We start from the raw sequence: 16114 nt of genomic DNA, 5'->3' as shown, positions 1-16114 counted from the left end.
AAGAGCCTGAAATCATTATTTCAGGGCTCTTTATTTTTATTATTGACTCCAAAGTTCTTTCACTTTTGCTTGAACTTCTTCATTTTCAAGAAACTCATCATAGGTTTCATCAATGCGATCGATCACGCCGTTTTTTGAAAGAACGATAATATGGTTGGCGAGTGTTTGAATGAATTCGTGGTCATGGCTGGCAAAGATAATTGATTCTTTAAAATTCTTCAATCCATCATTCAAACTTGAAATGGACTCCAAATCCAAGTGATTGGTTGGATCATCTAGTACAAGAACGTTTGACTTAAGGAGCATCAATTTAGACAACATGACACGAACTTTTTCTCCTCCTGACAAGACGTTGACAGACTTGTTAACTTCGTCACCTGAAAAGAGCATCCGTCCTAAGAAACCACGAAGGAAAGTGTTGTCATCTTCTTCTTTACTTGCAAATTGACGAAGCCAATCAAGAATACTTTCACCACCAGCAAAATCGCGACTGTTGTCCTTGGGTAGATAAGAACGACTAGTTGTGACTCCCCACTTAACAGTTCCTTCATATTCAATATCATCCATCAATGCACGGATTAATGCAGTTGTTTGAATATCGTTTTGTCCGATTAGAGCAGTCTTATCACCAGGACGTAAGATAAAGCTGATATTGTCAAGGATGGTTTCTCCATCGATCTTGACAGAGAGATTTTCAACTGTCAAGAGATCATTTCCGATTTCTCGTTCCGCCTTAAAGTTGATAAATGGGTACTTCCGGCTAGATGGAACAATTTCTTCTAACTCAATCTTGTCAAGCATTTTTTTACGAGATGTTGCTTGTTTTGATTTTGAAGCGTTGGCTGAGAATCGTGCGACAAACTCTTGCAATTGTTTAATTTTTTCTTCAGCTTTTGCGTTTCTATCTGCTTGTAATTTTGCTGCAAGTTCAGAAGATTCTTTCCAGAAATCATAGTTTCCGACGTAAAGTTTAATTTTTCCAAAGTCAAGATCTGCCATATGGGTGCAGACTTTATTCAAAAAGTGGCGGTCATGGGATACAACGATAACCGTATTTTCAAAATCAATCAGAAAATCTTCTAACCAGGTAATGGATTGAATATCGAGACCGTTGGTTGGTTCGTCTAAAAGAAGGACATCTGGTTTACCAAAAAGTGCTTTAGCTAGGAGAACTTTCACTTTATCCCCGTTAGCTAACTCGCTCATCGTTTGATAGTGAAGATCTTCAGAAATATTTAGATTTTGTAGCAATTGAGAAGCTTCGCTTTCCGCTTCCCATCCACCAAGTTCTGCGAATTCCCCTTCAAGTTCAGCTGCACGGACACCATCTTCGTCAGAAAAATCTTCTTTCATGTAGATAGCATCTTTCTCTTTCATAATGTTGTAGAGTTTTTCATTCCCCATGATCACAACATCGATGACACGCTCGTCTTCATAGTCAAAGTGATTTTGACGAAGAACGGACAAACGTTCATCTGGACCAAGAGAAATATGACCAGTGGTTGGTTCGATATCTCCAGCTAAAATTTTTAAAAAGGTTGATTTTCCGGCACCATTGGCCCCAATGAGACCGTATGTGTTTCCCTCTGTAAAGTTGATATTGACATCGTCAAACAATTTTCGATCACTAAAACGTAGTGAGACGTCTGATACTGTAAGCAATGATTTTCTCCTCTTTCTATAATGTCTTCATTTTACTAGAAAAAAGAGGAAAATTCAACTTTTTTACTGTAAATTTATTTTTACAACTTTGTAAATTTAGTTGACATGATAGTAAAGTGTTATTTCGTCACAAACATAGAGGATAGACTAACATTTTCAACTAGAAAGTGCTATAATGATAAGGATAACGATTAAGGAGAAGAGTATGACAAAACCCATCATTTTGACAGGAGATAGACCAACAGGAAAACTTCATATTGGCCACTATGTTGGTTCTTTAAAAAATCGCGTTTTACTACAAAATAAAGATGAATATAATATGTTTGTTTTTCTAGCAGACCAGCAAGCTTTGACAGATCATGCAAAAGATCCAAAAACTATAGTAGAGTCTATTGGCAATGTTGCTTTAGATTATCTAGCTGCTGGCCTAAATCCTGAAAAGGTTACGATTTTCATTCAAAGTCAGATTCCTGAATTGGCAGAATTGACTATGTATTATATGAATCTGGTATCTTTAGCACGACTTGAAAGAAACCCAACTGTAAAAACTGAGATTTCTCAAAAAGGTTTTGGTGAGAGTATTCCAACAGGATTTTTGGTATACCCTATTTCACAAGCAGCTGATATTACAGCATTTAAAGCAAATTTTGTTCCAGTAGGAAATGACCAAAAACCAATGATTGAACAAACTCGTGAGATTGTTCGTTCCTTTAACCATGCTTACAACACAGATGCTTTGGTCGAACCAGAAGGAATTTATCCTGAAAATGAGGGAGCTGGTCGCTTACCTGGTTTAGATGGAAATGCTAAAATGTCTAAATCGTTGAATAATGGAATTTACCTAGCTGATGATGCAGATACTTTAAAGAAAAAAGTGATGAGTATGTATACTGATCCGGATCATATTAAAGTAGAGGATCCAGGAAAAATCGAAGGAAATATGGTATTTCATTACCTGGATGTATTTGGCCGTCCAGAAGATGCAGCTGAAATTGCAGAAATGAAAGATCATTATCAACGTGGTGGACTTGGTGATGTAAAGACCAAACGATATCTTTTAGAAATTTTAGATCGTGAATTAAGACCAATTCGTGAAAGACGCCTTGAGTTTGCAAAGGATATGGGGGAAGTATACTCTATTCTTGAAAAAGGAAGTGAGCGCGCTCGAAATGTAGCAGCTCAAACACTGGATGAAGTAAAATCTGCGATGGGAATTACCTATTTTAAAAAATAAACCGACTTCATTAATAGCGAACATTTCTTTACTGTTCATTGATAATTTACCAATAAATGATTGACAAATTGCGATAGAATGGTATGATATTAACAATAAAAATTCGAGCCTTGCTCAATAAAAAGAAAAGAGGATCCAGCTAATGTCTAATTGGGACACAAAGTTTTTAAAAAAAGGGTTTACATTCGATGACGTGCTTTTGATTCCAGCAGAAAGTCACGTATTGCCTAATGATGCAGATTTAAGTACACAATTAGCAAGTAATTTACGCTTGAACATCCCAATCATTACTGCCGCAATGGATACAGTGACAGAAAGTCAAATGGCAATTGCAATGGCACGTGCTGGTGGACTTGGTGTGATCCATAAAAACATGTCAATTGAGCAACAGGCAGATGAAGTACGCAAAGTAAAACGTTCTGAAAATGGTGTTATTATTGATCCTTTCTATTTGACCCCGTCTCATACAATTTTAGAAGCAAATGAGCTCATGGGACGATACCGAATCAGTGGTGTTCCAGTTGTTGAAACACTTGAAAATCGTAAATTAGTTGGTATTCTTACCAATCGTGACTTGCGCTTTATTTCTGATTACAATCAACCTATTTCAAATCACATGACAAGTGAAAATTTGGTGACTGCACCAGTTGGTACTGATTTGGAAACAGCTGAGCGTATTCTACAAGAACACCGCATTGAAAAATTACCATTAGTAGATGAAAATGGTCGTCTTTCTGGTTTGATTACGATCAAAGATATTGAAAAAGTTATTGAGTTCCCAAATGCAGCTAAGGATGAATTTGGTCGCTTGCTTGTAGCTGGTGCCGTAGGGGTTACTTCAGATACTTTTGAACGTGCAGAAGCTCTTTTTGAAGCTGGTGCAGATGCTATTGTCATCGATACTGCTCATGGACATTCTGCGGGTGTTCTTCGTAAGATTGCAGAAATTCGTGCTCACTTCCCAGATCGTACCTTGATTGCAGGAAATATTGCAACCGCTGAAGGTGCTCGTGCATTATTTGATGCAGGGGTAGACGTAGTTAAGGTCGGAATTGGTCCGGGATCAATCTGTACAACTCGTGTTGTTGCAGGGGTTGGTGTTCCTCAAGTGACTGCCATTTATGATGCCGCCGCTGTAGCTCGTGAATATGGAAAAACGATCATTGCTGATGGTGGTATCAAGTATTCAGGAGATATTGTCAAAGCACTCGCAGCTGGTGGAAATGCGGTAATGCTTGGTTCAATGCTTGCAGGTACAGATGAAGCACCAGGTGAAACAGAAATCTTCCAAGGTCGTAAATTTAAAACATACCGTGGTATGGGATCTATTGCAGCAATGAAGAAAGGTTCTAGCGACCGTTACTTCCAAGGATCTGTCAATGAAGCCAATAAACTGGTCCCTGAAGGAATTGAAGGACGCGTTGCTTATAAAGGTTCTGTAGCAGATATGGTCTTCCAAATGATCGGTGGTATTCGTTCAGGTATGGGTTATGTTGGTGCAGCAACCATTCAAGATTTACATGATCATGCACAATTTGTTGAAATGAGTGGCGCAGGATTGAAAGAAAGCCATCCTCATGATGTGCAAATTACAAACGAAGCACCTAACTACTCAGCACAATAAGTTTACAAAAATGTAAATATAATTAACAACACCTTGACAATATTGTCAAGGTGTTGTTTTGATATGGCCAGCTTGAACAGTAAAAATTTTCAACTCTTCAGGCAGTTCTTTTAAATGATCGAGAGTTGTCGTTGTAATAAATGTCTGAATATTATTAGAGATGGTTTCAAGTAATTGAAGTTGACGATAATTGTCAAGTTCACTCATGACATCGTCAAGTAATAAAATAGGCTTTTCTCTTGTGATTTCTTCCATCAATTCGATTTCTGCTAATTTTAGAGAAAGAACAACACTTCGATGCTGACCTTGACTGCCAAAGGTAGCATTCATATTATTGATAAAAAATGCCAACTCATCCCTGTGAGGTCCAATACTTGTTGTTTTCCTAAAAATATCCTTCTGACGATTTTTTTCCAACATAGAGAGAAACTGCTCCTCTATATCATTTCCTTCTTCAGAAAAAACAGTTGACTGATATTGAATTGATAGGTCTTCTTTGTTGTTAGAAAGTCGAGTGTGTTTTTCTTTTGCTTTAGCTTCTAATTTTTTTATAAAATCAAGTCGATGATGGATGACGCGACTTCCAAAACTAGCTAGTTGTGAATCTAACACCTCCAAAAATGTAGCATCCATTTTTTCTGAATTTTTTAGGTAACTATTTCTTTGTTTGAGAACATGGTTGTATTGAGATAAGTCGGATAAATAGAGAGGTTTCATCTGACCTAATTCAATGTCAATAAACTTTCGACGTCCTGCAGGTGATCCTTTGATCAGCTGCAAATCTTCCGGTGCAAAAAGGACGACATTCATATGACCAATATAGTTTGATAATTTAGCTTGTTTTAGATGGTTGACTTTAGTCATCCGGCCTTTTGGTGTTAAGGAAATTTCTAATGGAAGCGGTCCAGTTTCTCTTTGTAATAGACCAGAAACTTTAAAATCTGTGGATTCGAAGTAGACGAGATCTTTATCATTTCGTGTTCGATGGCTTCTGGTTAAGGCCAGAAAATAAATCGATTCGAGAATATTGGTTTTTCCTTGAGCATTTTGTCCTAGGAAAATATTCAAGCCAGGATGAAATTCAACTTCAAGTTCTTGGTAATTACGAAAATGTTGAATGGATAACTGTTTTAACCACATTACGAGATACCAGGAAAGCGAATTGCTTTTTCTTTTTTGTTAGTCTTTGTCGGTTGTTTCTTTTGTTGTTGATTGAGTTGCTTGACAAGTTTAGCAACACGTTCCTTTTCTTCATTCTCTTTAAGATGCTCTTCTATTTCTTCTTGAGAAGGTTCAAGAATGGTGATAGTCATGCTCAGTTCAGGAATGTCAATTTGATCATTGACACGAAGTTTACGGCCTCTCCGTTGTTCTAATTCACCATTAACAAAGACTTCTTTTTCTTGAAGAAAGGCTTTGATTGCACCACCACTCTGTATAATACTGAGTTCTTTTAGGATTGCTTGTAATGTAATAAAGTCATCAAATAATTTGTAATTCATAGTTCACCTCTTTGCGTGTTATTATACCATATTTTTAGTTTTTCTAGGGTAGAGAATCTTGAGTGAAGTGAGAACCTTTTTTCTCAGTTTGAATTAGGATTTTAGTGTGATTTCGTGTTATAATGAAAGTTACTATTGAGTAGAACGAGGATGAAAATGGAATTAGTAAAGGGCGTGAATCTTCACTTTCTTCAATCAAAAAAATTCAAAACCAATAAAATTAAGGTCCGGTTTACAGCGCCATTGAATGAAAATACAGTGGCTGCACGTGTTTTAGTAGCTTGTATGATGGAAACTGCAAACCAAAAATATCCAACCTCACAATTATTCCGTGAAAAATTAGCGAGTCTATATGGGGTAGAATTGTCAACCTCAGTCTCTAAGAGGGGGCGTGTTCATTATGTTGATTTGAATATTTCCTTTGTTCGCGATGACTTTTTAAGCAAGAAAAATGTTCTTACTGATGAGGTTTTGGACATTATAGAAACTATCTTCTTTTCACCTTTGGTAGTAGAAGATCACTTTGACAGTGATACATTTGACGTTGAAAAGAAAAATACGATTTCCGATTTGGAGTCAGAAATTGAAGAGCCTTATTATTATGCACATGGGCAATTGAATCAACTATTTTTTGAAGACGAAACAATCGGGATGTCAAGATTGGGGAAAGTTGATTTAGTGAGACAAGAGACAGCTCAAAGTTCTCTTTCACAGTTTCACCAGATGCTTCATTTTGATAACATTGACTTCTTTTTCATAGGCGATTTTAATGAGGTCGCTATTGTGGATCGAGTGAACCAGCTTGAATTCAAGCCACGTGATAACCATTTATCTGTCAACTATCAACAACCTTTTACAAATGTTGTTAGAGAAAAGTTAGAGCAAAAACAAAATCAACAATCTATTTTAGAATTAGGTTACCATTTTTCTACCCAATATGGAGAATCTCTCCATATCCCACTAGTTGTATTAAATGGGATGCTGGGAGCTTTCTCGCATTCAAGACTTTTTCAAGTAATTCGTGAGAAAGAAGGTCTTGCTTATACCATCTCGAGCCATTTTGATATTTTTACAGGCTTTATGAGAGTTTTTGCAGGCATTGATAAGGAATCTCGCACGAAAGTAATGACCTTGATTATGAGACAGCTGAATGATTTAAAACGAGGCAAGTTTACAGAGTCAGAGCTTCAATTGACAAAAGAAATGTTGATAAATACAACCTTATTAGCACAGGATCGGCAAAATACCTTGATTGAAAGGGAATATCTGAAAACTATCCTAGGAACGAAAGTCCTTTCTTTAGAAGAGTGGTTAGAATCTATCGATAAGGTTAGTAGAGAAGAAATTATTGAAGTGGCAAAAACAATTAATTTACAGTCTGTTTATTTTATGGAAGGAAAGTAGTGTAAAGATTGAAAATTAAAGAAAAATATTATGAATCAGTTGGTGAGGAAGTTTACTTTACACGCTTGTCAAATGGGTTGACTATTCATTTCATTCCCAAAGAAGATTATTATGAAACCTATGGAATAATCACAACTAAGTTTGGCTCAGTGGATACACGAATTCTAGTGAATGGGGATGAAAGACAATATCCTGCAGGAATTGCTCATTTTCTAGAACACAAGGTATTTGAAGATGAAAATGGTCAAGATTATTTAAAAAAATTCGTTCATTTAGGATCGGAAAGTAATGCCTTTACAAGCTTTACAAAGACAAGTTATCTTTTCTCAACAACTTCAAAAGTCCCTGAGAATATTCAATTGTTATTGGAGATGGTTTCAAAGGCTTCCTTTACAGAAAAATCTGTATCTAAGGAAAGAGAAATCATTCAACAAGAAATTGGAATGTACCAAGATAGTCCAGACTATCGATTATTTTTTGGTGCTTTAGAAAATTTATATCCTGGAACGCCGTTAGCAGATGATATTGCTGGAACTAGGGAGTCTATTTCTGACATTACAATAGATAATCTCCGTGAAAACTTTGATCTATTCTATCATCCCTCTCAAATGCACTTATTAGTGATCGGAAACTTTGATGTTGATGAAGTATTGCAAATAGTAAAGAAATATGATCGAGTTCCTACTCATCCATCTGTGGAGTTAGAACGTTTTCCTGTAGAAAAAAATGAAGTAAGATTGAATCAATCTTGTAGAATGGAAGTTGCTACTCCTAAGTTGGCAATTGGAATTCGAGGAAATGATATCATTAAGGAAGAGGAAAAATTTCGTTATAAATTGATGTTGAAATTACTATTTTCGATGATGTTTGGTTGGACTTCGCAAAGGTTTCAAAGTTTATATGAAGCTGGAAAGATTGACAACTCATTGACACTTGAAGTCGAGGTTGAGGAAGTATTTCATTTCGTTATTTTGACAATGGATACTCAAGAACCGGTGTCCTTATCTCATCAATTTAGGTCAGCGATCAAACAATTCGAGAAGGATCCAGATGTCAATCAGGAACATTTGGATACGATTAAAAGCGAAATGTTTGGTGATTTCTTACAAGGTTTAAATTCGCTTGAGTATAGTGCCACTCAGTTTGAATATTTTTCAGACGGTAGCACTTCTTATGATCTTCCAAAGATTTTACAAGGTATTAGTTTACAAGATATCATTAAATTAGGGCGTCAGTTCGTCGACCAGGCTGAGATGGTTGACTATATGATTTTTCAAAAGTAGTACACAATGTATTAAGAAGGGAAAACATGAAGAAGAGAACGATTGGTCAAGTGTTAAGACTGTCAAGAGTAAATTTACACTTGAGTTTACAAGATGTGTCAAGTAAGACAGCCATCGAAATTCCTTATATAGAAGTGTTGGAAAACGATGAGTTTGATCTATTACCGAGTCCCTTTTACGCTCAGATCTATCTTAAAAAGTTAGCATGGGCTTTGGGATTAGATGAGTCCATCCTATTGACAGCTTTTCGTGAAGGAAAAGAATTGTTATTTGATGAAGAAATACTTGTAGATGAGGAAGAGCTTCATTCAAGAAAATTAAGACAGAAAGCGAGCTGGTTACCAATCCTATATTATCTACTAGTTAGTTTTGCCATTTTTGGCTTTGTGATTTATATCGTATATTTTTATGAGTTTACAGCATCTGTAAAATAGATGTAAAGATAGTTTATTTTTTTGGAGGAAGTATGAAAAAAGAAAATATACCCAATGCATTGACATTAATTCGGGTTGTGATGATTCCTATTTTTATTGCCATTTTAAGTTTAAGTCATTCTTACTTAGGACATATTGTAGCGGCAGTTATTTTTGCAATTGCTAGTATTACAGATTATTTAGATGGCTTTCTTGCACGAAAATGGAATGTAGTGAGTAATTTTGGTAAATTTGCCGATCCAATGGCAGATAAATTATTGGTCATGTCAGCCTTTATTATGATGATTGAATTAAAAATGGTTCCTGCTTGGATTGCAACTGTTATCATTTGTCGTGAGTTAGCTGTCACTGGTTTGCGTCTTCTGCTTGTTGAGACAGGCGGTACAGTTTTGGCTGCAGCTATGCCTGGAAAAATTAAAACCTTTAGCCAAATGTTTGCGATTATCTTTTTGCTTTGCCATTTTACTCTTCCAGGGCAAGTGTTGCTTTATATTGCATTGATTTTCACAATTTATTCTGGTTACGACTACTTTAAGGGAAGTAGCTATCTCTTTAAAGACACATTTAAATAAATGAAACAGATGATTGAGCTAAAAAATGTATCCTTTCGATACGATAAAACAGTAGAAGAGTATCAAATTGACACGGTTTCGTTTCACGTGAAACAAGGAGAGTGGCTTTCGATTGTTGGACACAATGGTAGTGGAAAATCTACGGTTGTACGCCTGATTGATGGTCTTTTGGAAGCTGATTCTGGTGAGATCTACATTGATGGAAAACAACTGACTCGTGAAACTATATGGGAAATCCGTAGTAAAATTGGGATTGTATTTCAGAACCCTGACAACCAATTTGTTGGTGCGACAGTAGAAGATGATGTTGCCTTTGGTTTAGAAAATCAAGGAATTCCACGGGAAGAAATGCTTCAACGTGTGGAGAATGCCATTGAGCAAGTCGGTATGCTGGAGTTTAAAGATCGCGAACCATCTCGTTTGTCAGGTGGTCAAAAGCAACGAGTGGCCATAGCAGGTATTATCGCCTTGAGACCAACTATTATTATCCTTGATGAAGCAACTAGTATGTTAGATCCAGAAGGTAGAGAGGATCTAATGGCGGTAATGAGAGAACTTCAGAAAAAGTTTCAATTAACAATTATCTCCATTACCCATGATTTAACCGAAATTGCCTTAAGTGATCGAACACTCGTGTTTCAAAAAGGAAAACTAGAGTCTTCTATGACGCCGAGGGAATTGTTTTCAAGAAAGGATCTCACTGATATTGGACTAGATAAGCCATTCAGTAAGCAGGTCCAAGAATCTCTCAGTTCGCATTTTCCACTAACACAGGATTATTTAACAGAAAGTGAGTTATTAGACCAACTATGGGAATTTCTTTAAAGAATGTCTATTATACTTATCAAGAGGGAAGTCCTTTTGAGGGGCAGGCGATTTCTGATATTAGTTTGGAAATAAAAGATGGATCTTATACAGCCATCATCGGGCATACTGGTAGTGGCAAGTCTACTTTGTTGCAAATGCTAAATGGTTTACTGCGTCCGACTAAAGGAACGATTCAATTTGAAGATTTTGTTTTGGATAATAACTCTGAGTCAAAAGAAATGAAGTACCTGAGAAAAAAAGTCGGTTTGGTTTTTCAATTTCCAGAAAGTCAGCTATTTGCGGAAACCGTTCTAGCTGATGTAGCATTTGGACCACAAAATTTTGGGGTACCTAAGGAAAAAGCGGAGGAAATAGCCAAAGAAAAATTAGCGATCGTTGGTTTAGAAGAGTCTATCTATGATAAAAGTCCATTTGAACTATCTGGTGGACAGATGAGACGGGTTGCGATCGCGGGTATTTTAGCTATCGAACCAGAGATTTTAGTATTGGACGAGCCGACAGCAGGGCTAGATCCTGCTGGAAGAAAGGAATTGATGGCGCTGTTTGAGACATTACATAAAAATGGGATGACCCTAGTTCTGGTAACTCATACGATGGATGATGTAGCAAATTTTGCTGATACCGTATTTGCTTTAGAAGCGGGAAAACTTGTCCTAAACGGATCCCCAAGGGAAGTGTTTCAACAGGTTGAGTATTTACAAAAACTTCAATTAGGAGTCCCACAAATTACGAATTTTGCTCTCCAATTGAAACGAAGAGGACTTCCTCTGAACAGACTACCAATCAAAATTGAGGAACTAAAGGAGCTGTTACTTCATGAATAATATGATTTTGGGAAGGTATATTCCTGGAAACTCCATTATCCACCAACTAGATCCTCGTGGGAAGTTGCTCTCAATGTTTTTATTCATATTTCTTCTGTTTTGGGCAAATAATATCCAGACAAATGTTCTTCTCTTTGGTTTTATTTTTGTTTTAATGTATCTAACGAGGATTTCGGTTAGTTTTTATATTAAAGGCTTAAAATCAATGATTTTTATCATTGCGTTTACAACTATTTTTCAATTATTTGCGACCTCTCAAGGAACTATTTTGTATCAATGGTGGTTTTTTAAATTAACCGACCAAGGATTGATGCAAGCCGCCATCATATTTTGTAGATTTATTTTAATCATTTTTTATTCGACGATTTTAACCGTGACGACGACACCATTGAGTTTAGCAGATGCTGTTGAAAAGATCCTTACCCCACTAGAAATTATTAAGGTTCCGGCTCATGAGATTGGGTTAATGCTATCTATGAGTTTGCGCTTTGTTCCAACCTTAGTAGATGATACGAATCGAATTATGAATGCGCAAAGGGCGCGTGGTGTCGATTTTGGTGAAGGAAACCTATTAAAAAGGATCCGTTCCTTTATTCCAATCCTCATTCCTTTGTTTGCCTCTAGTTTTAAACGCGCAGATGCATTAGCAATTGCGATGGAAGCGAGAGGGTACAAAGGCGGTGAGGGACGAACACGTTATCGGACTCTGCAGTGGGGAGTAAAAGATACCCTGGCATTGCTCGTTATTCTGTGCCTCATGTTGATAGTTTTTTATCTAAAAAATGGATAGAGCTAGTTGTATTGGTTCAAAAATAAGGAAAAAGCGCTATACAAAGCGCTTTTTACATTAAATTCACATATTCTTGTAACATTTGTAATATATTCTACAATAAACTGTAACATTTTGTGTGTATGATAGAATTATGTTCGAAAGGAGAATAGAATTCATGAACAGTAAAAAGTTCCAATGGACAGTCACTTCCCTACTTTCAGCAGCATCACTTTTCATTTCTGGTATTGCTACAGTGAATGCTGAAACTTACGAAGTAAAGTCTGGAGATACTCTATCAAAAATTGCACTAGAAAATAACACTTCAGTAGAAAATATTATTGCATCTAACAATCTGACTAATGAAGATTTGATCTATGCAGGACAAATTATTGAGTTAGGTGAGCGCTCAAAATCTATGATTGATAAAGTTGCTCCACAAGAGCAAGCAAAACCTGCTGAAAGTGCACCTACAGCAACTGCAGCAGCACAAACTGCTCAAAAACAAACAACTTATGCAGCAAATGCTGCAGTGACTTCTGCACAATCAACAAATGGTGGAATTGTTCTATCAAATGGGAATACTGCTGGAGAACAAGGATCTTATGCGGCTGCTCGTATGGCTGAAATGACGGGCGTACCTGCTTCTACTTGGGAAGCGATCATTGCCCGTGAATCAAATGGTCAAGTAAATGCAGCAAATGCTTCTGGTGCCAGTGGTTTGTTCCAAACAATGCCAGGTTGGGGTTCAACTGCAACAGTTGATGATCAAATCCAGTCTGCATACAATGCATATAGCTCACAAGGTTTATCAGCTTGGGGTTATTAAAAAATAGGTTTACAATTTGTAAACCTATTTTTTTAATGTCTCAAGAATGTCAAGTGGAGAATGACAAATATAATCTGGTGAGTAAAGAAGTAGCTCTTCAAGATCTCCAAATCCCCAAGAGACTGCCATAGTTTTTATTCCAATTGTTTTACCTCCAATGAGGTCAAATTTTGTGTCTCCAATAATCACTGTCTCCTCTTTTGGAAGGTCATTGCTTGACAAGGCGTATCGAATGACATCGGCTTTGTGGATACGATCTGAATTGGATCCATAAATTCCTTTAAAGTATTTAGCGATACCTAAATCTTGACACATCTGTAAAGCAACTGGTTCATGTTTTGAAGTCGTTACATAAAGGGGAATGTTTTCGTCTTGTAATGCTTTCAAAGCTTCTACGATCTGAGGAAACAGAGTTGATTTGTATTGACCTTTTTCATGGTAATACTGACGATAAATAGTTACAGCTTGATCTACCAAAGCTTCAGGAAGAGTAGCTTCAAAACTAGAAATCAAAGGTGGTCCCATAAAACTTCGGATGGTTTTAAGATCGGGTTGAGGAACCTTCAAGGTATCGAATGTATGTTGAAAGCTCTCTGTAATTCCCTTGGAACTGTCAACTAATGTTCCGTCTAAGTCAAAAAATAAGGCTTGCATGTTATTCTCCAAATATCTCTTTTTGTAATCTACGACCGGTTGGTGTTGCTGCCAATCCTCCTTCAGCTGTTTCTCTAAAGGCAGTCGGAAGACTAGAACCAACTTGGTACATGGCGTCAATAACTTCATCAACAGGTATTTTTGATTCAATGCCTGCTAAGGCCATATCAGCAGCAATGAAGGCATAGCTGGCTCCCATTGCGTTTCGTTTGACACATGGAACTTCCACAAGCCCTGCTACTGGATCACAAATGAGCCCAAGCATGTTTTTGATGACAAAACAGACTGCTTGACTCGCTTGATAAGGAGTTCCTCCAGCAGCTAGTGTCAATGCTGCCGCACTCATAGCTGAAGCAGAACCGACTTCTGCCTGACAACCACCTTCTGCACCTGAAATAGAAGCATTATTGGCGATCACTAAACCAAAAGCTCCAGCTGTCAGTAGAAAATCTAATTGTTGCTGACGGTTTAACCCTAATTTTTGGGTTGCTGCAGTGAGAACTGCGGGAAGACAGCCAGCAGATCCTGCAGTGGGTGTTGCACAGACCAATCCCATTTTAGCATTGTGTTCGTTGACAGCAATAGCATTCTTTGCTGCGGTTAAGACGGTCAAGTCAGATAACGTTTTTCCTGATTTGATATAGCGATCTAATTTTGCGGCATCGCCACCGGTTAACCCACTACGAGAGTGATTTTCATTTAACCCTAACCTTACAGAATCAACCATCACTTCTAAATTCCGGGTCATTAATTGGAGGACTTCTTCGCGTTCACGACCAGTTAGTTCAAATTCAGTTGCAATCATTAACTCTGCGACGTTTCCTTCGTATTGCGTGCTTGCTTGTTCTACGAGGTCTACAATTGAATAAAACATACGAACTCCTTATTTGAAAAAGTTGACATTATGAAGATGAGGAATTTGACGGATATCTTCGATAGCTGCTTCACAACTCCTTGAGTCAACTTCTATAATCATAATCGCTTTTTCTCCAGCTTTTTCCCGCGTCACGTTCATTTGTGCAATGTTAATATCATAGCGAGAAAGGGCTTCTGTCACATGAGCGATCATCCCAGGGACGTCTTGGTGCACAATGATAATGGTTGGAGTATTCATATTTAGCGAGATGGCAAAGCCATTTAACTCAGTAACCTGTATATTCCCTCCACCAATGGAGATTCCAGTGACAGAAATCGTTTTATGGTCATTTTTTACAGTAATGGTTGTTGTGTTGGGGTGAGGAGCATTGCTCTCTTTTTGAATAGACCAAACAATCCGAATGCCTCGTTCATGTGCAATTTTTAGACTATCTGGGATTCTAGGATCATCTGTGTCCATTCCTAAGATGCCTGCCACTAAGGCTAAATCTGTTCCATGACCACGATAGGTTTTTGCGAAGGAATTAAATAATTGGAACTCAACCTCTTTTGGCTCCTCTCCAAAAATAGAAGAAACAATTTTACCAATTCGAACAGCACCTGCAGTATGACTACTGGATGGGCCAATCATCACAGGTCCAATAATATCAAAAACTGATTGGAATTTTAAAGAGTTCATGCTCTGCTCCTTTGTGATCACTTTACTTCATTATATCAGATATGGCTGATGATTTCTTATATTTTTCCCGAAATATCTGAGAAATCTTAAGCAAGACTTAAAGCATTTATATTATATCTAAACTTTAGTCTTTCTAACATCTATCTGAAATATTTGACATATAATTTCAATAAATATGAAATATTTCTTGTGTAGTATAGAGGTATACCAATAAAGGAGTACATAATAATGAATAAAAAACAAATGATGAAACGAATAATTGGACTTAGTTTACTTGCAGGACTTTTCCTTCCAATTGTAGCGAATGCAGATTCTTATACTGTAAAATCAGGTGATACTTTATCAGCTATTGCTAAAGAGAAGAACACAACGGTTGATGCAATTGCTAAGAAAAATAAGATTAGTAACGTGAACCTCATCTCAGTTGGTCAAGTTCTTGAGATTGAAGGTGCAAATACAACGAAAAAGACTGAGGAGCAAGCTACTACTAGTAAAACTGATACTACACAAGCAACAACGACTGTCTCTGCTTCAGATGGCTTGAGTGCGGGAGATGTAGCTGCTAAGGAATGGATTGCTCAAAAAGAGTCAAGTGGTAGTTATACAGCACAAAATGGCCAATATTATGGTCGTTACCAATTGACTATCACTTATTTGAATGGTGATTTATCACCTGCAAACCAAGAAAAAGTGGCCAATCAATACGTTGTCAACCGTTATGGATCATGGTCAGCAGCTAAAAATTTCTGGTTGGCAAATGGCTGGTATTAAATTCGTTTAAAAAGAGTTCTTGAATAGGACTCTTTTTTAATTTACAGACCTGTAAACCCATCGATCCTGATCAACAAAAAGAATAGTAAGATGCTTGTTTTCTACTATAAAGCGTGTTAAAATGGTAACTGCTCAAAACGACCTTCAATCGTTGAAGCAAACCACGACC

Annotated in this window: 17 protein-coding genes; 11 read left to right on the top strand and 6 right to left on the bottom strand. The window is 37.1% G+C overall.

Annotated elements, in window-relative coordinates:
* Positions 1-39: 39 nt before the first annotated feature.
* Entirely contained in the window at positions 40-1662 is a 1623-nt protein-coding gene (locus tag AB5Y61_RS04960) for an ATP-binding cassette domain-containing protein (RefSeq protein WP_368403375.1), read from the bottom strand.
* A gap of 205 nt (positions 1663-1867) precedes the next feature.
* Here AB5Y61_RS04960 and trpS point away from each other — a divergent pair, with 205 nt between their 5' ends.
* Both trpS and guaB read left to right on the top strand, forming a co-directional pair.
* Positions 1868-2896: a tryptophan--tRNA ligase gene (gene trpS, locus AB5Y61_RS04955; RefSeq protein WP_368403374.1), complete on the top strand. Its 1029-nt coding sequence runs from the start codon at positions 1868-1870 to the stop codon at positions 2894-2896.
* A gap of 142 nt (positions 2897-3038) precedes the next feature.
* Positions 3039-4520 carry an IMP dehydrogenase gene (gene guaB, locus AB5Y61_RS04950; RefSeq protein WP_315375755.1) on the top strand — a complete coding sequence of 494 codons (1482 nt, stop codon included), beginning with the start codon at positions 3039-3041 and terminating at the stop codon, positions 4518-4520.
* Between the two features lie 45 nt (positions 4521-4565).
* Here the strand turns inward: guaB and recF are convergent, their stop codons facing one another.
* Together recF and yaaA are read right to left on the bottom strand one after the other, a co-directional pair.
* Positions 4566-5660, bottom strand: a complete 1095-nt coding sequence (gene recF, locus AB5Y61_RS04945; RefSeq protein WP_368403373.1) for a DNA replication/repair protein RecF — start codon at positions 5658-5660, stop codon at positions 4566-4568.
* A complete protein-coding gene (yaaA, locus tag AB5Y61_RS04940; protein WP_368403372.1) occupies positions 5660-6022 on the bottom strand; it encodes a S4 domain-containing protein YaaA in 363 nt (120 codons plus the stop codon). The genes recF and yaaA overlap by 1 nt, the downstream gene beginning before the upstream one ends.
* Before the next feature lie 156 nt (positions 6023-6178).
* Between yaaA and yfmF the strand changes: the two genes are divergently transcribed.
* From yfmF to AB5Y61_RS04900, 8 genes are all read left to right on the top strand, one after another.
* The gene (yfmF, locus tag AB5Y61_RS04935; protein WP_368403371.1) at positions 6179-7426 is read left to right on the top strand and encodes an EF-P 5-aminopentanol modification-associated protein YfmF; all 1248 of its coding nucleotides are present in this window, start codon (positions 6179-6181) and stop codon (positions 7424-7426) included.
* An 8-nt stretch (positions 7427-7434) separates the two neighbouring features.
* Positions 7435-8709: an EF-P 5-aminopentanol modification-associated protein YfmH gene (yfmH, locus tag AB5Y61_RS04930; protein WP_368403370.1), complete on the top strand. Its 1275-nt coding sequence runs from the start codon at positions 7435-7437 to the stop codon at positions 8707-8709.
* A 26-nt stretch (positions 8710-8735) separates the two neighbouring features.
* Positions 8736-9143 carry a helix-turn-helix domain-containing protein gene (locus AB5Y61_RS04925; RefSeq protein WP_368403369.1) on the top strand — a complete coding sequence of 136 codons (408 nt, stop codon included), beginning with the start codon at positions 8736-8738 and terminating at the stop codon, positions 9141-9143.
* Between the two features lie 32 nt (positions 9144-9175).
* Positions 9176-9715 (top strand): CDP-diacylglycerol--glycerol-3-phosphate 3-phosphatidyltransferase, encoded by a 540-nt coding sequence (pgsA, locus tag AB5Y61_RS04920; protein ID WP_368403368.1) that lies wholly within the window; start codon positions 9176-9178, stop codon positions 9713-9715.
* Positions 9716-10540 carry an energy-coupling factor transporter ATPase gene (locus AB5Y61_RS04915; protein ID WP_368403367.1) on the top strand — a complete coding sequence of 275 codons (825 nt, stop codon included), beginning with the start codon at positions 9716-9718 and terminating at the stop codon, positions 10538-10540.
* Positions 10525-11367 (top strand): energy-coupling factor transporter ATPase, encoded by an 843-nt coding sequence (locus tag AB5Y61_RS04910; RefSeq protein ID WP_368403366.1) that lies wholly within the window; start codon positions 10525-10527, stop codon positions 11365-11367. Before AB5Y61_RS04915 ends, AB5Y61_RS04910 begins: the two co-directional genes overlap by 16 nt.
* Positions 11360-12157, top strand: coding sequence for an energy-coupling factor transporter transmembrane protein EcfT (locus tag AB5Y61_RS04905; RefSeq protein WP_368403365.1), 798 nt, complete (start codon positions 11360-11362; stop codon positions 12155-12157). The genes AB5Y61_RS04910 and AB5Y61_RS04905 overlap by 8 nt, the downstream gene beginning before the upstream one ends.
* 157 nt (positions 12158-12314) lie before the next feature.
* Positions 12315-12965: a LysM peptidoglycan-binding domain-containing protein gene (locus tag AB5Y61_RS04900; RefSeq protein WP_368403364.1), complete on the top strand. Its 651-nt coding sequence runs from the start codon at positions 12315-12317 to the stop codon at positions 12963-12965.
* Positions 12966-12989: 24 nt separating this feature from the next.
* On the opposite strand, the gene AB5Y61_RS04895 is transcribed toward AB5Y61_RS04900, so the two are convergent.
* From AB5Y61_RS04895 to sdaAB, 3 genes are read right to left on the bottom strand one after another with little or no spacing between them, the layout of a single operon-like run.
* The gene (locus AB5Y61_RS04895) at positions 12990-13619 is read right to left on the bottom strand and encodes an HAD hydrolase-like protein (protein WP_368403363.1); all 630 of its coding nucleotides are present in this window, start codon (positions 13617-13619) and stop codon (positions 12990-12992) included.
* Between the two features lies 1 nt (position 13620).
* On the bottom strand, positions 13621-14493 hold the full coding sequence (gene sdaAA, locus AB5Y61_RS04890; protein WP_368403362.1) for an L-serine ammonia-lyase, iron-sulfur-dependent, subunit alpha: 873 nt from the start codon (positions 14491-14493) through the stop codon (positions 13621-13623).
* Between the two features lie 9 nt (positions 14494-14502).
* Positions 14503-15174 carry an L-serine ammonia-lyase, iron-sulfur-dependent subunit beta gene (gene sdaAB, locus AB5Y61_RS04885; RefSeq protein WP_368403361.1) on the bottom strand — a complete coding sequence of 224 codons (672 nt, stop codon included), beginning with the start codon at positions 15172-15174 and terminating at the stop codon, positions 14503-14505.
* Between the two features lie 228 nt (positions 15175-15402).
* Here sdaAB and AB5Y61_RS04880 point away from each other — a divergent pair, with 228 nt between their 5' ends.
* Positions 15403-15945, top strand: a complete 543-nt coding sequence (locus AB5Y61_RS04880; RefSeq protein ID WP_368403360.1) for a LysM peptidoglycan-binding domain-containing protein — start codon at positions 15403-15405, stop codon at positions 15943-15945.
* Positions 15946-16114 lie beyond the last annotated feature (169 nt).

The sequence above is a fragment of the Streptococcus parasanguinis genome (assembly GCF_040908565.1).
GTDB classification, from domain to species: domain Bacteria; phylum Bacillota; class Bacilli; order Lactobacillales; family Streptococcaceae; genus Streptococcus; species Streptococcus parasanguinis_AC.
The sequence above is the reverse complement of the archived record's forward strand: the minus strand, read 5'-3'. Positions and strand labels throughout refer to the sequence as shown.

Bases quoted from the DNA above. Each gene is read 5' to 3' on its own strand.
- trpS (WP_368403374.1), top strand. From the start codon at position 1,868: ATGACAAAACCCATCATTTTGACAGGAGATAGACCAACAGGAAAACTT.
- guaB (WP_315375755.1), top strand. From the start codon at position 3,039: ATGTCTAATTGGGACACAAAGTTTTTAAAAAAAGGGTTTACATTCGAT.
- recF (WP_368403373.1), bottom strand. From the start codon at position 5,660: ATGTGGTTAAAACAGTTATCCATTCAACATTTTCGTAATTACCAAGAA.
- yaaA (WP_368403372.1), bottom strand. From the start codon at position 6,022: ATGAATTACAAATTATTTGATGACTTTATTACATTACAAGCAATCCTA.
- yfmF (WP_368403371.1), top strand. From the start codon at position 6,179: ATGGAATTAGTAAAGGGCGTGAATCTTCACTTTCTTCAATCAAAAAAA.
- AB5Y61_RS04925 (WP_368403369.1), top strand. From the start codon at position 8,736: ATGAAGAAGAGAACGATTGGTCAAGTGTTAAGACTGTCAAGAGTAAAT.
- pgsA (WP_368403368.1), top strand. From the start codon at position 9,176: ATGAAAAAAGAAAATATACCCAATGCATTGACATTAATTCGGGTTGTG.
- AB5Y61_RS04915 (WP_368403367.1), top strand. From the start codon at position 9,716: ATGAAACAGATGATTGAGCTAAAAAATGTATCCTTTCGATACGATAAA.
- AB5Y61_RS04910 (WP_368403366.1), top strand. From the start codon at position 10,525: ATGGGAATTTCTTTAAAGAATGTCTATTATACTTATCAAGAGGGAAGT.
- AB5Y61_RS04905 (WP_368403365.1), top strand. From the start codon at position 11,360: ATGAATAATATGATTTTGGGAAGGTATATTCCTGGAAACTCCATTATC.
- AB5Y61_RS04900 (WP_368403364.1), top strand. From the start codon at position 12,315: ATGAACAGTAAAAAGTTCCAATGGACAGTCACTTCCCTACTTTCAGCA.
- AB5Y61_RS04895 (WP_368403363.1), bottom strand. From the start codon at position 13,619: ATGCAAGCCTTATTTTTTGACTTAGACGGAACATTAGTTGACAGTTCC.
- sdaAA (WP_368403362.1), bottom strand. From the start codon at position 14,493: ATGTTTTATTCAATTGTAGACCTCGTAGAACAAGCAAGCACGCAATAC.
- sdaAB (WP_368403361.1), bottom strand. From the start codon at position 15,174: ATGAACTCTTTAAAATTCCAATCAGTTTTTGATATTATTGGACCTGTG.
- AB5Y61_RS04880 (WP_368403360.1), top strand. From the start codon at position 15,403: ATGAATAAAAAACAAATGATGAAACGAATAATTGGACTTAGTTTACTT.